Source organism: Collinsella sp. LCP19S3_A7, from assembly GCF_052121995.1.
GTDB lineage: Bacteria > Actinomycetota > Coriobacteriia > Coriobacteriales > Coriobacteriaceae > Collinsella.
Genome location: NZ_JBQKDE010000003.1, coordinates 40817 through 57155, shown reverse-complemented (window position 1 = coordinate 57155; position 16339 = coordinate 40817). Strand labels below are relative to the sequence as shown.

At 60.7% G+C, this 16339-nt stretch carries 17 protein-coding genes; 16 read left to right on the top strand and 1 reads right to left on the bottom strand.

Annotation, left to right across the window (positions count from 1 at the left end; translation table 11 throughout):
* Positions 1-83: 83 nt before the first annotated feature.
* Positions 84-272 (bottom strand): 50S ribosomal protein L28, encoded by a 189-nt coding sequence (rpmB, locus tag ACTQV3_RS02425; protein WP_022094725.1) that lies wholly within the window; start codon positions 270-272, stop codon positions 84-86.
* A 469-nt stretch (positions 273-741) separates the two neighbouring features.
* Between rpmB and pyrR the strand changes: the two genes are divergently transcribed.
* From pyrR to dusB, 16 genes are all read left to right on the top strand, one after another.
* Complete coding sequence (pyrR, locus tag ACTQV3_RS02420; RefSeq protein WP_138374176.1) at positions 742-1326, top strand: bifunctional pyr operon transcriptional regulator/uracil phosphoribosyltransferase PyrR; 585 nt, start codon at positions 742-744, stop codon at positions 1324-1326.
* Positions 1327-1330: 4 nt separating this feature from the next.
* Positions 1331-2275 carry an aspartate carbamoyltransferase catalytic subunit gene (locus tag ACTQV3_RS02415; protein WP_035138537.1) on the top strand — a complete coding sequence of 315 codons (945 nt, stop codon included), beginning with the start codon at positions 1331-1333 and terminating at the stop codon, positions 2273-2275.
* A complete protein-coding gene (locus ACTQV3_RS02410; RefSeq protein WP_154516264.1) occupies positions 2259-3548 on the top strand; it encodes a dihydroorotase in 1290 nt (429 codons plus the stop codon). The genes ACTQV3_RS02415 and ACTQV3_RS02410 overlap by 17 nt, the downstream gene beginning before the upstream one ends.
* Before the next feature lie 116 nt (positions 3549-3664).
* Positions 3665-4432: a dihydroorotate dehydrogenase electron transfer subunit gene (locus ACTQV3_RS02405; RefSeq protein WP_154516544.1), complete on the top strand. Its 768-nt coding sequence runs from the start codon at positions 3665-3667 to the stop codon at positions 4430-4432.
* A gap of 14 nt (positions 4433-4446) precedes the next feature.
* The gene (locus tag ACTQV3_RS02400) at positions 4447-5355 is read left to right on the top strand and encodes a dihydroorotate dehydrogenase (protein WP_427717595.1); all 909 of its coding nucleotides are present in this window, start codon (positions 4447-4449) and stop codon (positions 5353-5355) included.
* On the top strand, positions 5349-6065 hold the full coding sequence (gene pyrF, locus ACTQV3_RS02395) for an orotidine-5'-phosphate decarboxylase (protein WP_441067756.1): 717 nt from the start codon (positions 5349-5351) through the stop codon (positions 6063-6065). Before ACTQV3_RS02400 ends, pyrF begins: the two co-directional genes overlap by 7 nt.
* Positions 6066-6305: 240 nt before the next feature.
* Complete coding sequence (gene mihF / locus ACTQV3_RS02390) at positions 6306-6614, top strand: integration host factor, actinobacterial type (RefSeq protein WP_006236130.1); 309 nt, start codon at positions 6306-6308, stop codon at positions 6612-6614.
* A complete protein-coding gene (gmk, locus tag ACTQV3_RS02385; RefSeq protein WP_370450596.1) occupies positions 6615-7184 on the top strand; it encodes a guanylate kinase in 570 nt (189 codons plus the stop codon). It abuts the gene before it with no gap.
* Between the two features lie 5 nt (positions 7185-7189).
* Positions 7190-7471 (top strand): DNA-directed RNA polymerase subunit omega, encoded by a 282-nt coding sequence (locus tag ACTQV3_RS02380; protein ID WP_441067754.1) that lies wholly within the window; start codon positions 7190-7192, stop codon positions 7469-7471.
* On the top strand, positions 7472-8716 hold the full coding sequence (gene thiI, locus ACTQV3_RS02375) for a tRNA uracil 4-sulfurtransferase ThiI (protein WP_427794782.1): 1245 nt from the start codon (positions 7472-7474) through the stop codon (positions 8714-8716).
* A 214-nt stretch (positions 8717-8930) separates the two neighbouring features.
* A complete protein-coding gene (locus ACTQV3_RS02370; RefSeq protein WP_441067752.1) occupies positions 8931-9641 on the top strand; it encodes a helix-hairpin-helix domain-containing protein in 711 nt (236 codons plus the stop codon).
* A 269-nt stretch (positions 9642-9910) separates the two neighbouring features.
* Complete coding sequence (locus ACTQV3_RS02365) at positions 9911-11941, top strand: DNA internalization-related competence protein ComEC/Rec2 (RefSeq protein WP_441549813.1); 2031 nt, start codon at positions 9911-9913, stop codon at positions 11939-11941.
* 78 nt (positions 11942-12019) lie between these two features.
* Positions 12020-12982, top strand: coding sequence for a DNA polymerase III subunit delta (gene holA / locus ACTQV3_RS02360; protein WP_427747932.1), 963 nt, complete (start codon positions 12020-12022; stop codon positions 12980-12982).
* A 133-nt stretch (positions 12983-13115) separates the two neighbouring features.
* The gene (gene rpsT, locus ACTQV3_RS02355) at positions 13116-13382 is read left to right on the top strand and encodes a 30S ribosomal protein S20 (protein ID WP_022094714.1); all 267 of its coding nucleotides are present in this window, start codon (positions 13116-13118) and stop codon (positions 13380-13382) included.
* 96 nt (positions 13383-13478) lie between these two features.
* Positions 13479-15290, top strand: a complete 1812-nt coding sequence (gene lepA / locus ACTQV3_RS02350) for a translation elongation factor 4 (RefSeq protein ID WP_441067748.1) — start codon at positions 13479-13481, stop codon at positions 15288-15290.
* A 4-nt stretch (positions 15291-15294) separates the two neighbouring features.
* A complete protein-coding gene (gene dusB / locus ACTQV3_RS02345; protein WP_441067746.1) occupies positions 15295-16338 on the top strand; it encodes a tRNA dihydrouridine synthase DusB in 1044 nt (347 codons plus the stop codon).
* Position 16339: the final 1 nt, after the last annotated feature.

Genomic DNA, 16339 nt, shown 5'->3' with positions numbered 1-16339 from the left:
AGAAAGGACGCCTTTGGTAAGTTCTATGTGAACGCGAGGTCTTTGACCCGGAGAGTCCGAGGTACTTGTTGGTAAGACCTTATTTAGGAGCGCGCAACCTTGCCAGACTTAAGGCAGGTGGAGCAAACGTTCATCTTGCGACGGTGACCATCGACGACGACGTAGACGCGCTGGATGTTGGGGCGGAACTTACGGTTGGTGACGCGGTGAGAGTGGCTGATGGAGCGACCGGCAACGGGGTGCTTACCGCAAACTTCGCAAACTTTGGACATAACTGACCCTCCTTGGGCGACAAACGAACATGTCGCGTTAACAAACAAGCCTGAACTATAGCACAGAAGCAGCTCCCTGTGCGTAATCTACACAGAGATATTTCTCTTATGGCGATAGTGCCCACGCTACGGCCCTGGACGTAGATCCGATTTGCGTGTAGCAGAGGGGATTATGCCAGCTCGCATCGACGTTTTCAAGCTTGTCCCGCAAATTCAAGCTTGTCCTGCAAATATATATAGGTTTATGGAGCGTAGAGTCCGTTTGCGGATTGCTCCGTATTAATGCTCGCAATTAAGCTCGGGGTTGGCTACACTATCCCTTGACCATTAAAGGGGTACGAGATACCCACATGGATTTATATTGCTGCCATAGAGCAGTCCTTCCTGTGGGTGTCTGGTCCGCTTTGAGCGGTCGGGCATCTATTTTTTTGACTGTATCAGCAGTCAAGACATGTGAGGAAGGAGATCGATGGGCACGACTTCCCCCAAGGCGGTCATCATGGACGAGACCGCCGTCAACCGAGCGATGACCCGCATCGCGCACGAGATTCTCGAGCGCAACGAGGGCTGTGAAGACCTCGCTCTGGTCGGCATCGTCACGCGCGGCGACCTTCTGGCAAAGAAGCTCGCCGAGGCGATCAAGGAGATCGAGGGTGTTGACGTTCCGCTCGGCAGCCTGGACATCAGCTTCTATCGCGATGACTATGCGACTAACTTCGCTCCCGCGATCCACGCCACCAACATTCCCTTCAGCGTCGACGGCAAGCGCGTCGTTTTGGTGGACGACATCCTGTACACGGGTCGCACCATCCGCGCCGCTCTGGACGCCGTTATGGACCTGGGCCGTCCGAGCCGCATCGAGCTGGCAGTTCTCGTTGACCGCGGTCACCGCGAGCTCCCTATCTCGCCGGACTTTGTCGGCAAGAACGTTCCCTCGTCGCACGAGGAGAACGTGCACCTATATATGAAGGAAGTTGACGGCCGTACCGCTGTCGAGATCAACGACGTCGCGCCGGGTTCCCACGTGGGCTCCGCGCCGCTGGGAGGTGAGTAGTACCGTGGCGTTCAATCATAAGCACCTGATCGACATTACCGAGTACTCCGAAGAGGACATCAAGCTCATCCTCGAGACCGCCAAGGCGTTCTCCGAGGTCAACGAGCGTGCCATCAAGAAGGTCCCCACGCTCAAGGGCAAGACTATCGTCAATATGTTCAACGAGCCCTCGACGCGTACCCGCAGCTCCTTCGAGCTCGCCGAGAAGCGTCTTTCGGCCGACAGCCTCAACTTTGGCGGCTCCTCGACCTCCACGGTCAAGGGCGAGAGCCTCGTCGATACCGTCGAGACGCTCAACGCCTACAAGATCGACTGCATCGTCGTGCGCGACAAACATGCCGGTGCTCCCTACATCGTCACGCAGAATTCGCCCGCGAGTGTTATCTGCGCCGGTGACGGTAAGCACAATCACCCCACGCAGGCTCTGCTCGACCTGTACACCATCTGGGAGCACAAGGGTGACTTCCACGGTCTGAAAGTCGCCGTCGTCGGCGACATCGCCCACTCCCGCGTTTGCGGCTCGCTGATTCCCGCGTTGAAGATCATGGGCTGCGAGACCTACGCCGTCGCCCCCGGCACGCTGCTGCCGCCGGCGCCCGAGGTTCTGGGCTGCGACCACGTGACGAGCGACCTCGATTCCGTCCTGCCCGAGCTGGACGTCGTCTACATGCTGCGCGTACAGCAGGAGCGCCTCGAGGGTGCCCCGTTCCCGACCATTCGCGAGTACCACAAGCTCTTCGGCCTGACCAAGGACCGTGAGAAGCTCATGAAGCCCGACGCGATCATTTGCCACCCGGGCCCCATCAACCGCGGCGTCGAGTTCGACTCCTATATGGCCGACCACCCGCAACGCTCCGTCATCCTGGAGCAGGTCTACGCCGGTATCTGCGTGCGTATGGCTATCCTGTATCTGCTGCTTGGAGGTGCCGATAATGGCCTTGCTTCTTAAGAATGCCCACGTCGTCGATCCGTCCGTCGAGCTTGACGGGGTCGTTGACGTCCTGATCGACGGCGACAAGATCGCCGAGGTCGGCGAGAACCTCGCCGCCGAGGGAGCCGAGGTCCGCGACCTTTCCGGTAAGTACCTTGTCCCTGGCCTGGTGGACATGCACGTCCACCTGCGCGAGCCCGGCTACGAGGTCAAAGAGGACATCGAGAGCGGCACTCGCGCAGCTGCCAAGGGTGGCTTCACTGGCGTGTGCGCCATGCCCAACACCGACCCCGTTACCGATAACGGTACCGTTGTTGAGTTCGTCAAGTCCCGCGCTGCCGAGGTCGGCCACTGCCGCGTCTATCCTTCTGGCGCCATGACCCGCGGTCTTAAGGGCGAGGCTATGTCCGAGATGGGCGATATGGTCGCCCACGGCGCCGTCGCCTTCACCGACGACGGTCGCGGCGTGCAGGGTGCAGGCATGCTCCGTCGCTGCATGGACTACGGCAAGATGTTCGGCAAGGTCTTCATGAGCCATTGCCAGGACGAGGACCTGGTCGGCCACGGCCAGATCAACGAGGGCAAGGTTTCGACTCGTCTGGCCCTCGAGGGCTGGCCGGCTGCCGGCGAGGAGCTCCAGATCGCCCGCGACATCGAGATCGCAAAACTGACCGGTGCCAAGCTGCACATCCAGCACATCTCCACCGCCCATGGCCTGGAGCTCGTGCGTGCCGGCAAGGCCGCTGGCGTTCAGGTTACCTGCGAGGCCACCCCGCATCACATGTTCCTGACCGAGAACGACCTGGACGAGACCTACAACACCTCGCTCAAGGTTAACCCGCCGCTGCGTACCGACGAGGATGCCGAGGCCATCCGCCAGGGTGTCATCGACGGCACCGTCGACGTCATCGTCACCGATCACGCTCCCCACACGCCGTGGGAGAAAGCCCGTGAGTTCGAGCTCGCGCCCTTTGGCATGATCGGCCTCGAGACCTCGCTGTCGCTCGTGCTCACCGAGCTGGTCAACACGGGCAAGATGGGTATGGGCCGCATGGTCGAGCTCATGGCTATTAAGCCGCGTGAGATCCTGGGCCTTGATCAGGTTCAGGTCAAGGCGGGCTCTGTTGCCGACCTGACCGTCTTCGACGCGTCTGTCACCTGGACGGTCGGCGAGGACGGTTACGAGTCGCGCGCCGAGAACTCCGGTTTTGCCGGCCGCACGCTCACCGGTCGTGCCACCGATGTGTTTGTCGGCGGTAAACAGACGCTTGCCGACGGCTGCATCTGCTAGCATAGCCTTATCGCTTTTGTGCGCGGTGCCCTTGCGGTGCCGCGCTTTCTGTTCGTTTGGTCCATGCAACTGCATGGGGGATTGGAGCGTCTATGCCCACACCTTCCACTGCACGCATGCACGACTTCGAGGTCGTCTCGAACCAGGAGATCGCCGACGGCATCTTCTCGCTCGTTATTTCGGCCCCCAAGCTTGCAAGTGCGCTCAAGCCCGGTCAGTTTGTGAACATCGCCGTGCCCGGCGATGCCTCTTCGCTGCTTCGCGTGCCCTTGAGCTTCTATCGCTCTGACGCCGAGGCCGGTACCGTCGAGCTGTGGTACGCCGTCGTGGGCGACGACACCCGTCGTCTGTCGCAGATGGGCCCCGGCTCCAAGTCCAACCTGTTGGGCCCTGGCGGCCGCGGCTGGCTGGTACCCGAGGGCACCAGGAAGGCGCTGCTCGTGGCGGGCGGCATCGGTGTTCCGCCCGTGCTGTGCCTCGCTGGCATGCTTGCCGAGCAGGGCGTGGCCGTTGACGTGTGCCTGGGTTTTGGCACCGCGTCCAAGGTCGTGGGCGTCGATGAGTTCCGCGCGCTGGGGGCCACGGTCAACGTGTGCACCGACGACGGCTCGTTGGGTACGCACGGCTTATGCACCGATCCTGCCGCCGAGCTGCTCGGCAAGGGCGGTTACGACTACGTCGCCAGCTGTGGTCCCGCCGTTATGATGAAGAAAGTCGCCGCCGCTGCCGCCGAGGCCGGCGCGTACTGCGAGGTATCCCTCGAGCGCATGATGAGCTGCGGCTTTGGCGCCTGCAACACCTGCAATGTCGAGACGGTCGACGGTATGAAGGGCGCCTGCATGTGCGGCCCCGTGTTTGATGCTTCCAAGGTGGTGGTCTTCTAGTGGGTACCGTGAACATGTCCGTCGATTTCGGCGGCGTCAAGATGCAGAACCCCATCAACACCGCAGCCGGTACCTTTGGCTACGGTTGGCAGTTCCAAAACTTCTTTGATGTCTCCCAACTGGGTGCCATCACCACCAAGGGTTGCGCTGCCGAGCCCTGGCCCGGCAATCCCGCACCCCGCATGGCCGAGATCCCCGGCGGCATGATCAATTCCGTGGGCCTGCAGAACCCCGGTGTGGCCGCTTTCGCCCGCGAGTCCGGTCCGTGGCTCGAGCAGCTCTCCAAGGACGGTTGCCAGGTCATCTGCCAGGTTGCCGGTCACTCCGTCGATGAGTTCGTGCGCGCGCTCGAGATGTATGTCGAGTTGTGCCCCTGGGCTGCCGGATATGAGATCAACGTGAGCTGCCCCAACATTGCCGCCGGCGGTGCCGCCATGGGCTCCACGCCCGAGGGCGCCTCTTCCGTTATGGCTGCCTGCCGCAAGGTGACCGATAAGCCGCTGTTCGTTAAGATGGCTCCGGTCAACGTCGCCGAGATCGCCCGCGCCCTCGAGGCTGCCGGCGCCGACGGCCTTTCGGTCATCAACTCCATCCAGGGCATGGCCATTGACGTGCATACCCGCAAGTCCCGTGTGGCCAAGCCCAAGGGCGGCCTTTCGGGCCCGCTGTGCCACCACATCGCCGTGCGCATGGTCTGGGAGGTCGCCCAGGCCGTCGATATCCCCATCAACGGTGTCGGCGGTGTCATGACCGGCGAGGATGCGGCCGAGTTTATCCTGGCCGGCGCCACCTGCGTGTCGGTCGGCATGGCCAACTTCGTCGACCCGTGTGCTTCGCTTAAGATCGCGCACGAGCTCGAGGCCTGGGCGGAGTCCCAGGGCGTAAAGGACATCAACGAGCTGGTAGGTGCGTTCGAATGCTAGAGACCGATGCCCGTGACCGTGTTATCGTCGCCCTCGACTGCGACCGTGAGCGCGCACTCGAGCTCGCCCACGAGCTTTCGGGCCATGCCGCCTGGCTCAAGGTGGGCATGACGCTCTATTACGCCGAGGGTCCCGAGATCGTCAAGACGTTCAAGGATTTGGGCTTTAAGGTCTTCCTCGACCTCAAGTTCCATGACATTCCGCATCAGGTGCGCGGTGCCGCTCGCTCGGCCTCGCTTGCCGGTGCCGACCTGCTCTCGGTCCACGGCTTGGGTTCGGGCGCCATGCTCGCTGCCTGCCGCGAGGGTGCCGAGGAGGCGCGCGAGGACCGCGCCAAGCTCGTCGCCATCACCGTACTTACGAGCATGAATCAGGATGCGCTGGCGGAGATCGGCGTCGAGTCGCCCGTGGCCGAGGAGGCCGCTCGCCTGGCAAAGCTCGCTCAGGCCAACGGCATCGACGGTATCGTGTGCTCGCCGATGGAGGCTCACGGCATGCGTGAGCTACTCGGCCCCGACGCGCTGATCGTGACTCCGGGTGTGCGTCCGGTGGGTGCCGCCCTGGGCGATCAATCCCGTGTGGCGACACCTTCCCAGGCTATCGAGCGCGGTGCAAGCCACATCGTGGTGGGCCGTCCTATTACCGGCTCCGACGATCCGGTTGCGGCCTTTGACGCCATCGTCGCCGAGCTGGTCGAAAACGTCGCGTAAAAGATTCCCTCAAGTCACCACTTTTGGGTCTTATTAGCACAAATTAGCCCTTGTGCCTGCGAAAACTTTGCCATCCTTTGTGTGGAATCACAGGTCAGGGGCTCAACTTTGACCTCCGTATATTGCACTTTTCGCAGGTATCGTCTAACCTATGGAGCCGTCGATTGGGCATTTAGTGTGTTTGACGTGCTAAAATGCCAATTATTGCATCAGATATAACCCAACTATTTGGAGGTTCGAATGGCACTCCCTCAGCTTACCGACGAGCAGCGTAAGCAGGCTCTTGAGAAGGCTGCCGCCGCACGTCACGCCCGCGCTGAGCTTCGCGAGCAGATCAAGAAGGGCGAGAAGTCTCTCGAGTCCGTGCTCAACTCCGATGACCCCATCGCTTCCCGCATGAAGGTTTCCACCCTCATTGAGTCTCTGCCCGGTTATGGCAAGGCCAAGGCCGCCAAGATCATGGAGGAGCTCGGCATCTCCGCTACCCGTCGCGTCCAGGGCCTCGGCGTCCGTCAGCGCGAGCAGCTCCTCGAGCAGCTGACCAAATAAGTGAGCGCTCAGGATTCAAAGCTCTTTGTGATTTCTGGACCGTCAGGTGCAGGCAAGGGCACGCTCGTCACTCGTGTGCGCGAGCGCCGCTCGAACCTGGGCCTGACGGTTTCGGCTACCACGCGAGCGCCACGTAAAGGTGAGGTCGACGGCGTCAACTACTTTTTCCTGACGCGCGAGGAGTTCGACCGCCGCGTGGCAAACGGTGAGTTTGTTGAGTGGGCCGAGGTCCACGGTAACTGCTACGGCACGTTGGTGAGCGAGGTCGCATCCAAGCTCGCCTCTGGCTCGTCTCTGATTTTGGAGATTGATGTCCAGGGTGCCCTGCAGGTCAAGGAGCGTTTCCCCGAGGCCGTGTTGATCTTTATCAAGCCGCCTTCGCTTGAGGTGTTACGCGATCGCCTGGTCGGTCGCGGTACCGAGACGCCCGAGACGATCGAGCTGCGTATGGCAAACGCCGCCGATGAACTTGCCCTTGCCGACCGCTACGACGACGTCGTGGTGAATGACGATCTCGACCGCGCGACCGATGAGCTCGTTCGCGTTCTCGATATGCATGAAAGGATCTGAGGTCCGTGTCCGTTGTAAAGCCTTGTATTGACGATCTTCTGGAGAAGACCGATCACAACCGCTTCCTGCTCGCCTCGCTTGCCTCCAAGCGCGCCTGCGACATTAACAGCATGCTGCGCGGCCAGCACAACCGCGTGCTTGCCGTTCAGGATGTCGATGACATTACCATTGCCCTCTCCGGCGCCGATACCATCTCGATGGCTATGGACGAGATTGTCGACGGCGATATCTCCTACGACGAGGCTCGTTACAAGAAGGCGCTCGGCCACAAGGTTGCTGAAGCCTAAATGGCAGCTCGCGTCTGCCTGGTCCACTATCACGAGGTTGGACTGAAGGGCAAGAACCGCGCACATTTTGAGCATATCCTCATGGATAACATCAAGGCGGCCTTGGCCGCCTTTTCCGTGAATGCCGTGTCTCGAATTTCCGGTTATATCCTCGTGACCTTTAACGAGCATCAGGCCGACGAGGCGGCGCGTGTCATTCGCACCGTCCCCGGCGTTGCCCGCGTGTCCCTGGCATATCACACCAACCGCGACCCGCAGGAGTACTGCGCCGCCGCCGTGAAGGCGCTGCGCGAGTTTGGTCCTTTCGATTCGTTTAAGGTGCATGCCAAACGCTCTAACACCGACTACGAGCTCACCTCGATTGATATCAATCGTCAGGTTGGCGAGGTACTGTGCGAGGCCTTCCCGGATAAAAAGGTCCAGATGCACGACCCCGACGCGATGGTGCACGTACTGGTGGTCCAGGGTAGCGTTTACGTGTATGCGCGCTCCGAGCGCGGCGTGGGCGGTCTGCCGGTGGGTTCCGCCGGCAAGGTTGTGACGCTTCTGTCGTCGGGCATCGATTCTCCGGTGGCGACCTGGATGCTCGCGCGTCGCGGCGCGGTGTGCGTGCCGGTACATTTCTCCGGTCGTCCGCAGACACCCGATACGAGCGAGTATTTGGTGCAGGACATTATCCGTGCGCTTGCGCCGGGCGTCCAGATCGGCCGCCTGTACGTGGTGCCGTTTGGCGATTGCCAGCGTGAGATTTCCGTCACCTGCCCCAGCAACCTGCGCGTGATCATGTACCGCCGCATTATGTATTCGGTTGCCGAGCGCATTGCGCATATCGAGGGCGCCAAGGCTATCGTGACCGGTGAATCGCTCGGTCAGGTTGCCTCCCAGACGCTCGAGAACATTATGGCCGTCAACGAGGCCGTCAAGATCCCCGTGTTCCGCCCGCTGATCGGTTCGGACAAGCAGGAGATCATCGCGCGTGCCGAGGAAATCGGTACCTTCGATATCTCGACCGAGGCTGCTCCCGATTGCTGCACGCTCTTTATGCCGCGCCGCCCCGAGACGCACGCAAAACTCGATGCCGTGCATGAGGCGTGGGAGCTGTTCGATCACGAGGAGATGATTGAGCGCTTGCTCAAACAGACCGAGTACATCGACTTCGAGAGCAACACGTACAAGGCCCCTAAGACCTTAAAACGTAAACATCCTCAGCTTGCTCCACGTGAGATTTACCAAGATCACGAATAATGTTGTGTATAGACCGGCGGTGCATTTGCATCGTCGGTCTCAATCTATCTGGGCATTAGGCGATAAATGGTTCATTTGTCGACGTGTATCTGAATAAATGAACACTATCCTGCAAGGTTTTGGTCAGCTTTTGGTTTGACTTCGATAACCGGTGTGGGCGTGCGGAGGCTACGGCGCTCGTTTCCTGACACGATGGTGTTGGGAGGTGTTTGCTATGGCGCAACGCGAGCAACACGAACGGGTTAAACGGATGGACCGCTGGGCAGAAAAGCTGCTCGGCCATAAGGCGATGGTCGTGGCGATTCTGATTGTCATTGCCGCCGCGAGCGGCTTGGCGATGGCAAGTTTTGGTAGCCGCTCCAGCGGCGTGTCGTTTGAGCGTGGTGATGAGGCGGGCGCCTCGGATGTGCGCGGGGCCGGGGATGGGTTACCTGATGATGCCGATGAGTCGTCTGCCAAGAGTTCTTCTGCTGCTGAGGTGTACGTCGATGTCGATGGCGCCGTTGCGAGGCCTGGCGTGTACCGGCTCAAAGACGGAGCGCGGGTGTCCCAAGCGATCGATGCCGCCGGAGGGCTCACGGCTGAGGCGGATGTGACAGGGCTTAATCGTGCGTCCAAGATCACAGATGGTCAAAAGATCTATGTTCCGATGGTGGGGGAGCAACAAGCGTCTGCGGCGGTCGGCGGGGTCGATAGCGGTGCTGCCATGACTGCTGGTGCGGGGTCTTCGTCGGGGCTTGTGAATATCAATACGGCAAGTGCGGCGGAACTGCAGACGCTTTCGGGCATCGGGCCTTCTACGGCCCAGTCGATTATCGATGAGCGGACTCAAAACGGGGCCTTTGCCTCGGTCGATGACCTCATGCGCGTATCGGGGATCGGTGTGAAAAAGCTCGCCAAAATTAAAGATTGCATCTGCGTATGAGTGTGTCCGAGTGCGAGCATGTGATGCCGCCGCGGCCCCTGATGCCGTGGACGATGGCCCTTTGTTCTGGCTTGTGTGCGAGCTGCGGCCTGGTGCTTAACGTGGCAGCCGATTTGCTGCTGGGAGAGCGGGCAGCGCCCGTCACATTGCTTATGGCCATTCCCGTTGCGGCTGTCGCGTGCATCGTATTGGCTCGGTTTTGTATGCGTCTTGTGAGGTGGAGGCGATGGCTGTATGCCGCGTCCCTCGGCCTCCTGGCGGGAGCGGTCGTGTCCGCGGGTTGGGCGATAGGGGCGCTGCGTGCTTCGACGGCACTGGATAATCGAGCTGCGAGCAGTCTCGAGTTTGTTGTACAGGGTGACCCATCCATCAATGACGGGACGTACTCCTATACCTGTGATTCATATGCGGGTGGAAAGCGCTTGGGCGAGATACGGCTGTCGTGTGATCGTGAGCTCGGTGCCGGTTCGCATGTGCATGCTGTCGGTCGAATTTCGCGTTTTGAGAATGATGCGTATGGGCGCACACGCGTGCTTCGGGGCGAGCTTCGAAAAGTTAAGGTCATCCGGTTGGTATCGGTTGACGAAGGCTTTCCGGGGCCGTTGCCCTGGCTGCGAAACGAGCTCCTTGCCACTATCGCGCCCGAGACCGATCCGGCGCGCTCGCTCATTGCCGGCGTTGTCTGCGGACGCTCCTCCGAGCTGCGTGCTCAGCCGGCGGGCGATTTGTTTTCGGTAACGGGCACCGCACATCTTATCGCCGTCTCGGGCAGCCATCTTGCCATCGTTGGGTTTGTGATTGAGAGCGCCCTGCAAAAGACTCGCCTCTCTCGTGGGCTGCAGAGAGGGCTGTTGGTGCTGGCCCTCGCTGCTTATGCCGTCTTTACGGGCGCTTCGCCCTCGGCCGTGCGCGCGTGCTGTATGGTGGCGGTGACGCTTGTCGTCAACGGCGCCGGACGTCGTCGGCATGGCCTTTCGGCTCTATTTTTGACCATGACAATCTTTATGTTGCTGCGGCCGACAGTATTGTTCGAGATGGGTTTTCAGCTATCGTGCGCCAGTGTTTTTGCCATCCTTTGTTTTTGCCCCTACGCTACCTACGCCTTGGGCGAGCTGGGCGTGCCATCGGGGGTTGCCAGTATTTTGTCCGTCACGCTGTGCTCGCAGCTCGCGACACTTCCCGTAGCCATTCCCGCATTTGGGATGTTTTCGCTCATTGCCCCGCTTGCAAATGCCGTGATCGGTCCGGTGATAAGCGTGCTGCTCGCATCTTCGGTTGTGCTGGTGCCTTGCTCGCTTGTGCCGCTCTTGCGTCACGGGGCGCTTGTGGTGCCCATGGCTATCGCTCGCTGTGCCCTGTTCTTTGAGCAACTCTTTGCTGCCGTTCCGGGCGCATCCGTAAGCGTGCCGCCCGATACGCCCTTGGTATACGTGGTGCCTTTTTCGCTGGTGGTCCTCTTGGTCTTGTGGCCACGCCCCAGCGCGCGGCCCATGGCAGTGGGGCTGCTGTGTTTGATGCTTGCAGCGGGCGTTCCGTATGTCTATTGGGATCGATGTGCGCCGCCTTCGGTGACAGTCCTTGATGTTGGCCAGGCCGATGCGATTCTGGTTCGTCAGGGTGGCGCCGTGGCGCTCGTCGACTGTGGGCTCGACGCGCGCGTGGTGTCGGCGTTGGTTCGCAATAACGTCCACCATATCGACGCCGTCTTCGTGACGCATTGGGATGAAGACCATTGGGGCGGTCTTCCCGACGTACTCGATCGGTTTTCGGTGGGAAGCATTGCGGTTGCGGCGGATGCGCTGGGCAGCGCGCCTGCTGAGGTTCTGAATCGCCCAGGCGTCACGTATCGGCAGGTGGCTCGCGGAGACACAGTCGATATCGGCGCATTTCGGGCTCGTGTGATGTGGCCGTTTGATACGGTTGACGGTGAGGGCAATGAGGACTCGCTTGTCTTGCTGCTCTCCTATGCTCAGGAAGGCAAGAGCCTGCGTATGCTCCTCACTGGTGATGCCGAGCTCGATCAGGAGCGCGAGTTTGTACAGGAGGTGGGTGATATCGATGTGCTCAAGCTGGGGCATCACGGCTCAAAAGATTCTGTCGATACAGACCTGCTGGAAACCCTTAAGCCCGAGCTCTCTATTGCGAGCGCGGGCGAGGGCAACCGCTACGGCCATCCATCCGATGCCTGCATCGATGCCGTTGGCGATGCGGGCGGCGCGTTCGCATGCACTATCGAGAGAGGTGACATTACCGTCTCGCCGACTGCGGCCGGTTTTGCCATGCGATGTCAGCGACCGTGATGCTGCCGTTGGCGCGGGACCAACCCGTGGGATAGAATGGCACGGTACGAACAGGAGAGCCTGCGGGAGGGGAGCGCGATGTCTGAAACCGGTCTGCTGCCGGCATATCTGATCGTCGGTACCGACGGAGTCAAGCGCGACCACGCCGTCTCGCGTATGAAAGCACGTCTGGAAAAGTCGGGTATGGTCGAGTTCAACCTCGACGAGCGCGACATGACCAAGGACCCCGATATCGAGTCCATTATCGGATCGCTCAACACTTTTCCCATGGGCAGCGAGTTTCGCTTGGTAATCCTTGACGGCTGCTCAAAGCTTGCCAAGGCGGTCTCGGAGCCGCTTGTCGAGTATTTAGCGAGTCCAAGCCCCACAACGGTCTGTCTCATCATCGCCGACTCGCTTGCCAAGAACACGCGCCTGTATAAGGCGATCGCCAAGATCGACAAGAAGGCCGTGATCGATTGCTCCGGCACCAAGCGCTGGGAGCTACCGCGCCGCGTGCAGCAGATGGCGACGCAGCACGGCAAGTCGATCTCGACGGCGGCCGCCGAGGAACTCGTCTCGCGTTCGGGTGAAAACACTCGCATGCTCGATAACGACTTGGCCAAGCTTGCCCAGATGGTCGATGCGCCGCAAATTGAGCTTGCCGATGTGGAACGCTGGATCGTGCGCACGGCCGAAGTTCAGCCCTGGGATTTTCTCAACGCGGTCTCGGCTCGTGATATGCGCCGCTCGCTTGAGCTCTTTGGGCTGCTACCCGCCAAGAGCTATGTGTGGACCTACACGCTGCTGTGCGGACGCATTCGCGAGCTTATCGTCGCCAAGGCGCTCGATGCGCGTGGGCAGGGTCGCGAGCTTGCCGCGACGCTCAAGCTTCAACCCTGGCAGGTTAAGAATCACCTGACCTGGGCACGCCGCTTTTCGATGGCGGAGCTCGTCGCGGCGCTCGAGGGCGCGGTCGATGTTGAGCTCGCTCTTAAGGGTTCGGCCGATTCTCAGAACGCGCTTTTGCTCTGGATTACGAACATCTTGAGAAAATCGTGATGATACCTGTCTATTTGACAAATTCGTTCTATCCCTTTGAGGGGGAGCGTGCTATAGTAGGCGCTTGCATGACCTCACCGTGTCTCAGAGGTGTCATACATTTTTTGCAAGGAACTCGAAAGGAACTCCAGAAGTGGCAAACATCAAGTCTCAGAAGAAGCGTATCCGCACCAATGAGGCAGCTCGCATGCGTAACAAGGCTGTCAAGTCCGAGCTCAAGACGCTGACCAAGCACGTCCAGTCCGCCGTCGCCGAGGGCGACGCCGAGAAGGCCCAGGCTGCCCTCAAGACCGTCACCAAGCGTCTCGACATGGCTGCCGCCAAGCATGTTATCCACAAGAACCAGGCTTCCAACCGCAAGTCCGGTCTTGCCAAGCTCGTGAACAGCATCAACGCCTAAGTTGTAAATTTCACACCACACAGATTACGCGCATAAATGGAGCCTGTTTTATGGAACAGGCTCCATTTTTTGTACCGCTCGGGTAAGATAGTCCGCATGAATACTTCAATTGACATTTCCCACATCCGCAACTTCTCGATCGTTGCGCACATCGACCATGGCAAGTCCACGATCAGTGATCGCATCCTCGAGCTCACCCATACCGTCGACGAGCGCGACATGGAATCGCAGCTGCTCGACACCATGGATATCGAGCGCGAGCGCGGCATCACGATCAAGTCCAATGCCGTTCGCGTTTCCTATGACGCCGACGATGGCGAGACGTATCAGTTCAACCTGATCGATACTCCGGGCCACGTGGACTTCACCTACGAGGTCTCGCGTTCGCTTGCCGCTTGCGAGGGTGCGGTGCTCGTCGTCGACGCCACGCAGGGCGTCGAGGCGCAGACCGTCTCCAACGCGACGCTCGCCATGAACGCCAACCTGGATATCGTGCCCGCTATCAACAAGATCGACCTGCCGTCGGCACAGCCCGACGAGGTTAAGACCGAGATCGAGGATGACCTTGCGATTCCTGCCGACGATGCCGTATGCGTATCGGGCAAGACCGGCGAGGGCATCCATGATCTGCTGGAGTCCATCGTCTTTTTGATCTCACCGCCCAAGGGCGATGCGACGGCGCCGCTCAAGGCGCTCATCCTGGATTCGTATTTTGACGAGTACCGCGGCGTCGTCGCCACGGTCCGCGTCTTTGACGGCTCCATCAAGAAGGGCGATACCCTGCGCATGATGCAGGCCGAGGGCGACTTTTTGGTCGATGGCGTGGGCGTCAAGCGTCCCGCCGAGACTCCGGTCGACGCGCTGACGGTCGGTGAGGTGGGCTATGTGGTCACGGGCCTGAAGAACCCTGAGGCCGTTCGCGTGGGCGATACCCTCACGTGGGCGTCGAATCCCTGCCCTGAGCCGCTTCCCGGTTACCGTGAGGCCAAGCCCATGGTCTACACGGGCTTGTTCCCGATCGACAACAAGGATTATGAGAACCTGCGCGACGCTCTCGATAAGCTGCATGTCAACGACCCGTCGTTGGTGTGGGAGCCCGAGACCTCGGTGGCGCTCGGCTTTGGCTTCCGCGTTGGCTTCTTGGGCCTGCTGCATATGGAGGTCGTCAAGGAGCGCCTGGAGCGCGAGTTCAACCTGGACCTCATCGCCACGAGCCCTTCGGTGGACTACCACGTCTACAAGACCGACGGCGAGATGATTGATGTCCGCAGCCCGCAGGATCTGCCCGAGGCTACGCGCATCGAGCGCATTGAGGAGCCCTACCTCAAGGCCAAGATTATCTGCCCGCCCGAGTATACGGGAGCCGTCATGCAGCTCGCTATCGAGCACCGCGGCATTACGACCGACATGATCCACCTCACGAGCAAATCGGTCGAGATGCGCTTCGACATGCCGCTCGCCGAACTCATCCTGGACTTCTTTGACCAGCTCAAGAGCCGCACCAAGGGCTATGCGTCGCTCGATTATGAGTTCAACGAGTATCGTCCCTCCGAGCTCGTCAAGCTCGATATCCTGCTTTCGGGCGACGAGGTGGACGCGCTTTCGTTTATCGTGCACAAGGACAAGGCCTATGGGCTGGCCCGCGGGTTGTGCGACAAGCTTAAGGAAATTATTCCGCGCCAGCTGTTCGAGGTGCCCATTCAGGGTGCCATCGGCAACAAGATCATTGCCCGCTCGACCGTCAAGGCGCGCCGCAAGGACGTTTTGGCCAAGTGCTATGGCGGCGATATCTCGCGTAAGCGCAAGCTGCTCGAGAAGCAGAAAGAGGGCAAGAAGCGCATGAAGGCCATCGGTTCGGTCGAGGTCCCGCAAGAGGCCTTTATGGCGATCCTCAAGGTGGACGAGTAGTTCCATGGCGCTTTCCGAATACAGTACGCGGCTGCTGGGTGCCTATGCCGAGCAGCCGTTCCTTATGGCTCCCATGGCCGGCGTGACCGATCCCGCCTATCGCATCATGTGCCGCCGCCGCGGCGCCAATCTTGCCTATAGCGAGATGGTGAGCGTGGCGGGCCTTGCCTATGCCAGCAATAAGACGTGGCGCCTGGTGCTGCCGGCAGACGAGGAGCAGCAGATCTGCGTACAGCTCTTTGGCTCCAAGCCCGATCAATTTGCGAGCGCCGTCGCTGCCGTCGAGGAGCGTGTGGGCGATCGCCTGTCGCTGATCGATATCAACATGGCCTGCCCGGCTCGCAAGGTCGTCACCAAAGGCGAGGGCTCGGCGCTCATGCGCACGCCCGAGCTGGCCGAGAAGATCGTCGAGGCGGCGGTGGGCGCGGCGCACGTGCCCGTGACCGTTAAGATCCGCAAAGGCTTTTACGCCGAAGATCGCAATGCCGCGACGTTTGCCCAGATGCTCGAGGGGGCGGGCGCCGCTGCTGTGGCGGTGCATGGTCGCTGTGCCACGCAGCTCTATACGGGTCAGGCCGATTGGTCGGTCGTCGATGAGGTGGCCGATGCTGTCGAGATTCCCGTCATCGGTTCGGGCGACGTGTTCTCGGCCGAGGATGCCGCGGAGCATCTGCGCAACTCGGGTGCCAGCGCGGTGTTTATCGCACGCGGTATCTACGGTAATCCCTGGGTCTTTGGTGATGCTCGCGCCCTTGCGCTCAATGGCGTACCGGTGCCGGTGCGCAGCTCTGTCGAGCGCCTGGACGCCCTGCGCGAGCATCTCACGCTGACGCATGAGCTTCTGCCGCTCATGTCGCGTGCCCGTACGTACGCGAGTTGGTATCTAAAGGGCATGCCCCATGCCGCCGCCTGGCGTGCCCAGGTGGTGCGTTGCTCCACATATGATGAGTTCATGGCATTGGTCGATGATATCGAGCGCGATGTGGTGGCCTGCGAGGCCGCACTTGCCGCTGGCGAGTCGGTGCCCGCCCATCCGCTGGAGGCCTAAC

Bases quoted from the DNA above. Each gene is read 5' to 3' on its own strand.
- ACTQV3_RS02410 (WP_154516264.1), top strand. From the start codon at position 2,259: ATGGCCTTGCTTCTTAAGAATGCCCACGTCGTCGATCCGTCCGTCGAG.
- ACTQV3_RS02370 (WP_441067752.1), top strand. From the start codon at position 8,931: ATGGCGCAACGCGAGCAACACGAACGGGTTAAACGGATGGACCGCTGG.
- holA (WP_427747932.1), top strand. From the start codon at position 12,020: ATGTCTGAAACCGGTCTGCTGCCGGCATATCTGATCGTCGGTACCGAC.
- pyrR (WP_138374176.1), top strand. From the start codon at position 742: ATGGGCACGACTTCCCCCAAGGCGGTCATCATGGACGAGACCGCCGTC.
- thiI (WP_427794782.1), top strand. From the start codon at position 7,472: ATGGCAGCTCGCGTCTGCCTGGTCCACTATCACGAGGTTGGACTGAAG.
- ACTQV3_RS02405 (WP_154516544.1), top strand. From the start codon at position 3,665: ATGCACGACTTCGAGGTCGTCTCGAACCAGGAGATCGCCGACGGCATC.
- dusB (WP_441067746.1), top strand. From the start codon at position 15,295: ATGGCGCTTTCCGAATACAGTACGCGGCTGCTGGGTGCCTATGCCGAG.
- ACTQV3_RS02400 (WP_427717595.1), top strand. From the start codon at position 4,447: ATGTCCGTCGATTTCGGCGGCGTCAAGATGCAGAACCCCATCAACACC.
- lepA (WP_441067748.1), top strand. From the start codon at position 13,479: ATGAATACTTCAATTGACATTTCCCACATCCGCAACTTCTCGATCGTT.
- rpmB (WP_022094725.1), bottom strand. From the start codon at position 272: ATGTCCAAAGTTTGCGAAGTTTGCGGTAAGCACCCCGTTGCCGGTCGC.
- mihF (WP_006236130.1), top strand. From the start codon at position 6,306: ATGGCACTCCCTCAGCTTACCGACGAGCAGCGTAAGCAGGCTCTTGAG.
- pyrF (WP_441067756.1), top strand. From the start codon at position 5,349: ATGCTAGAGACCGATGCCCGTGACCGTGTTATCGTCGCCCTCGACTGC.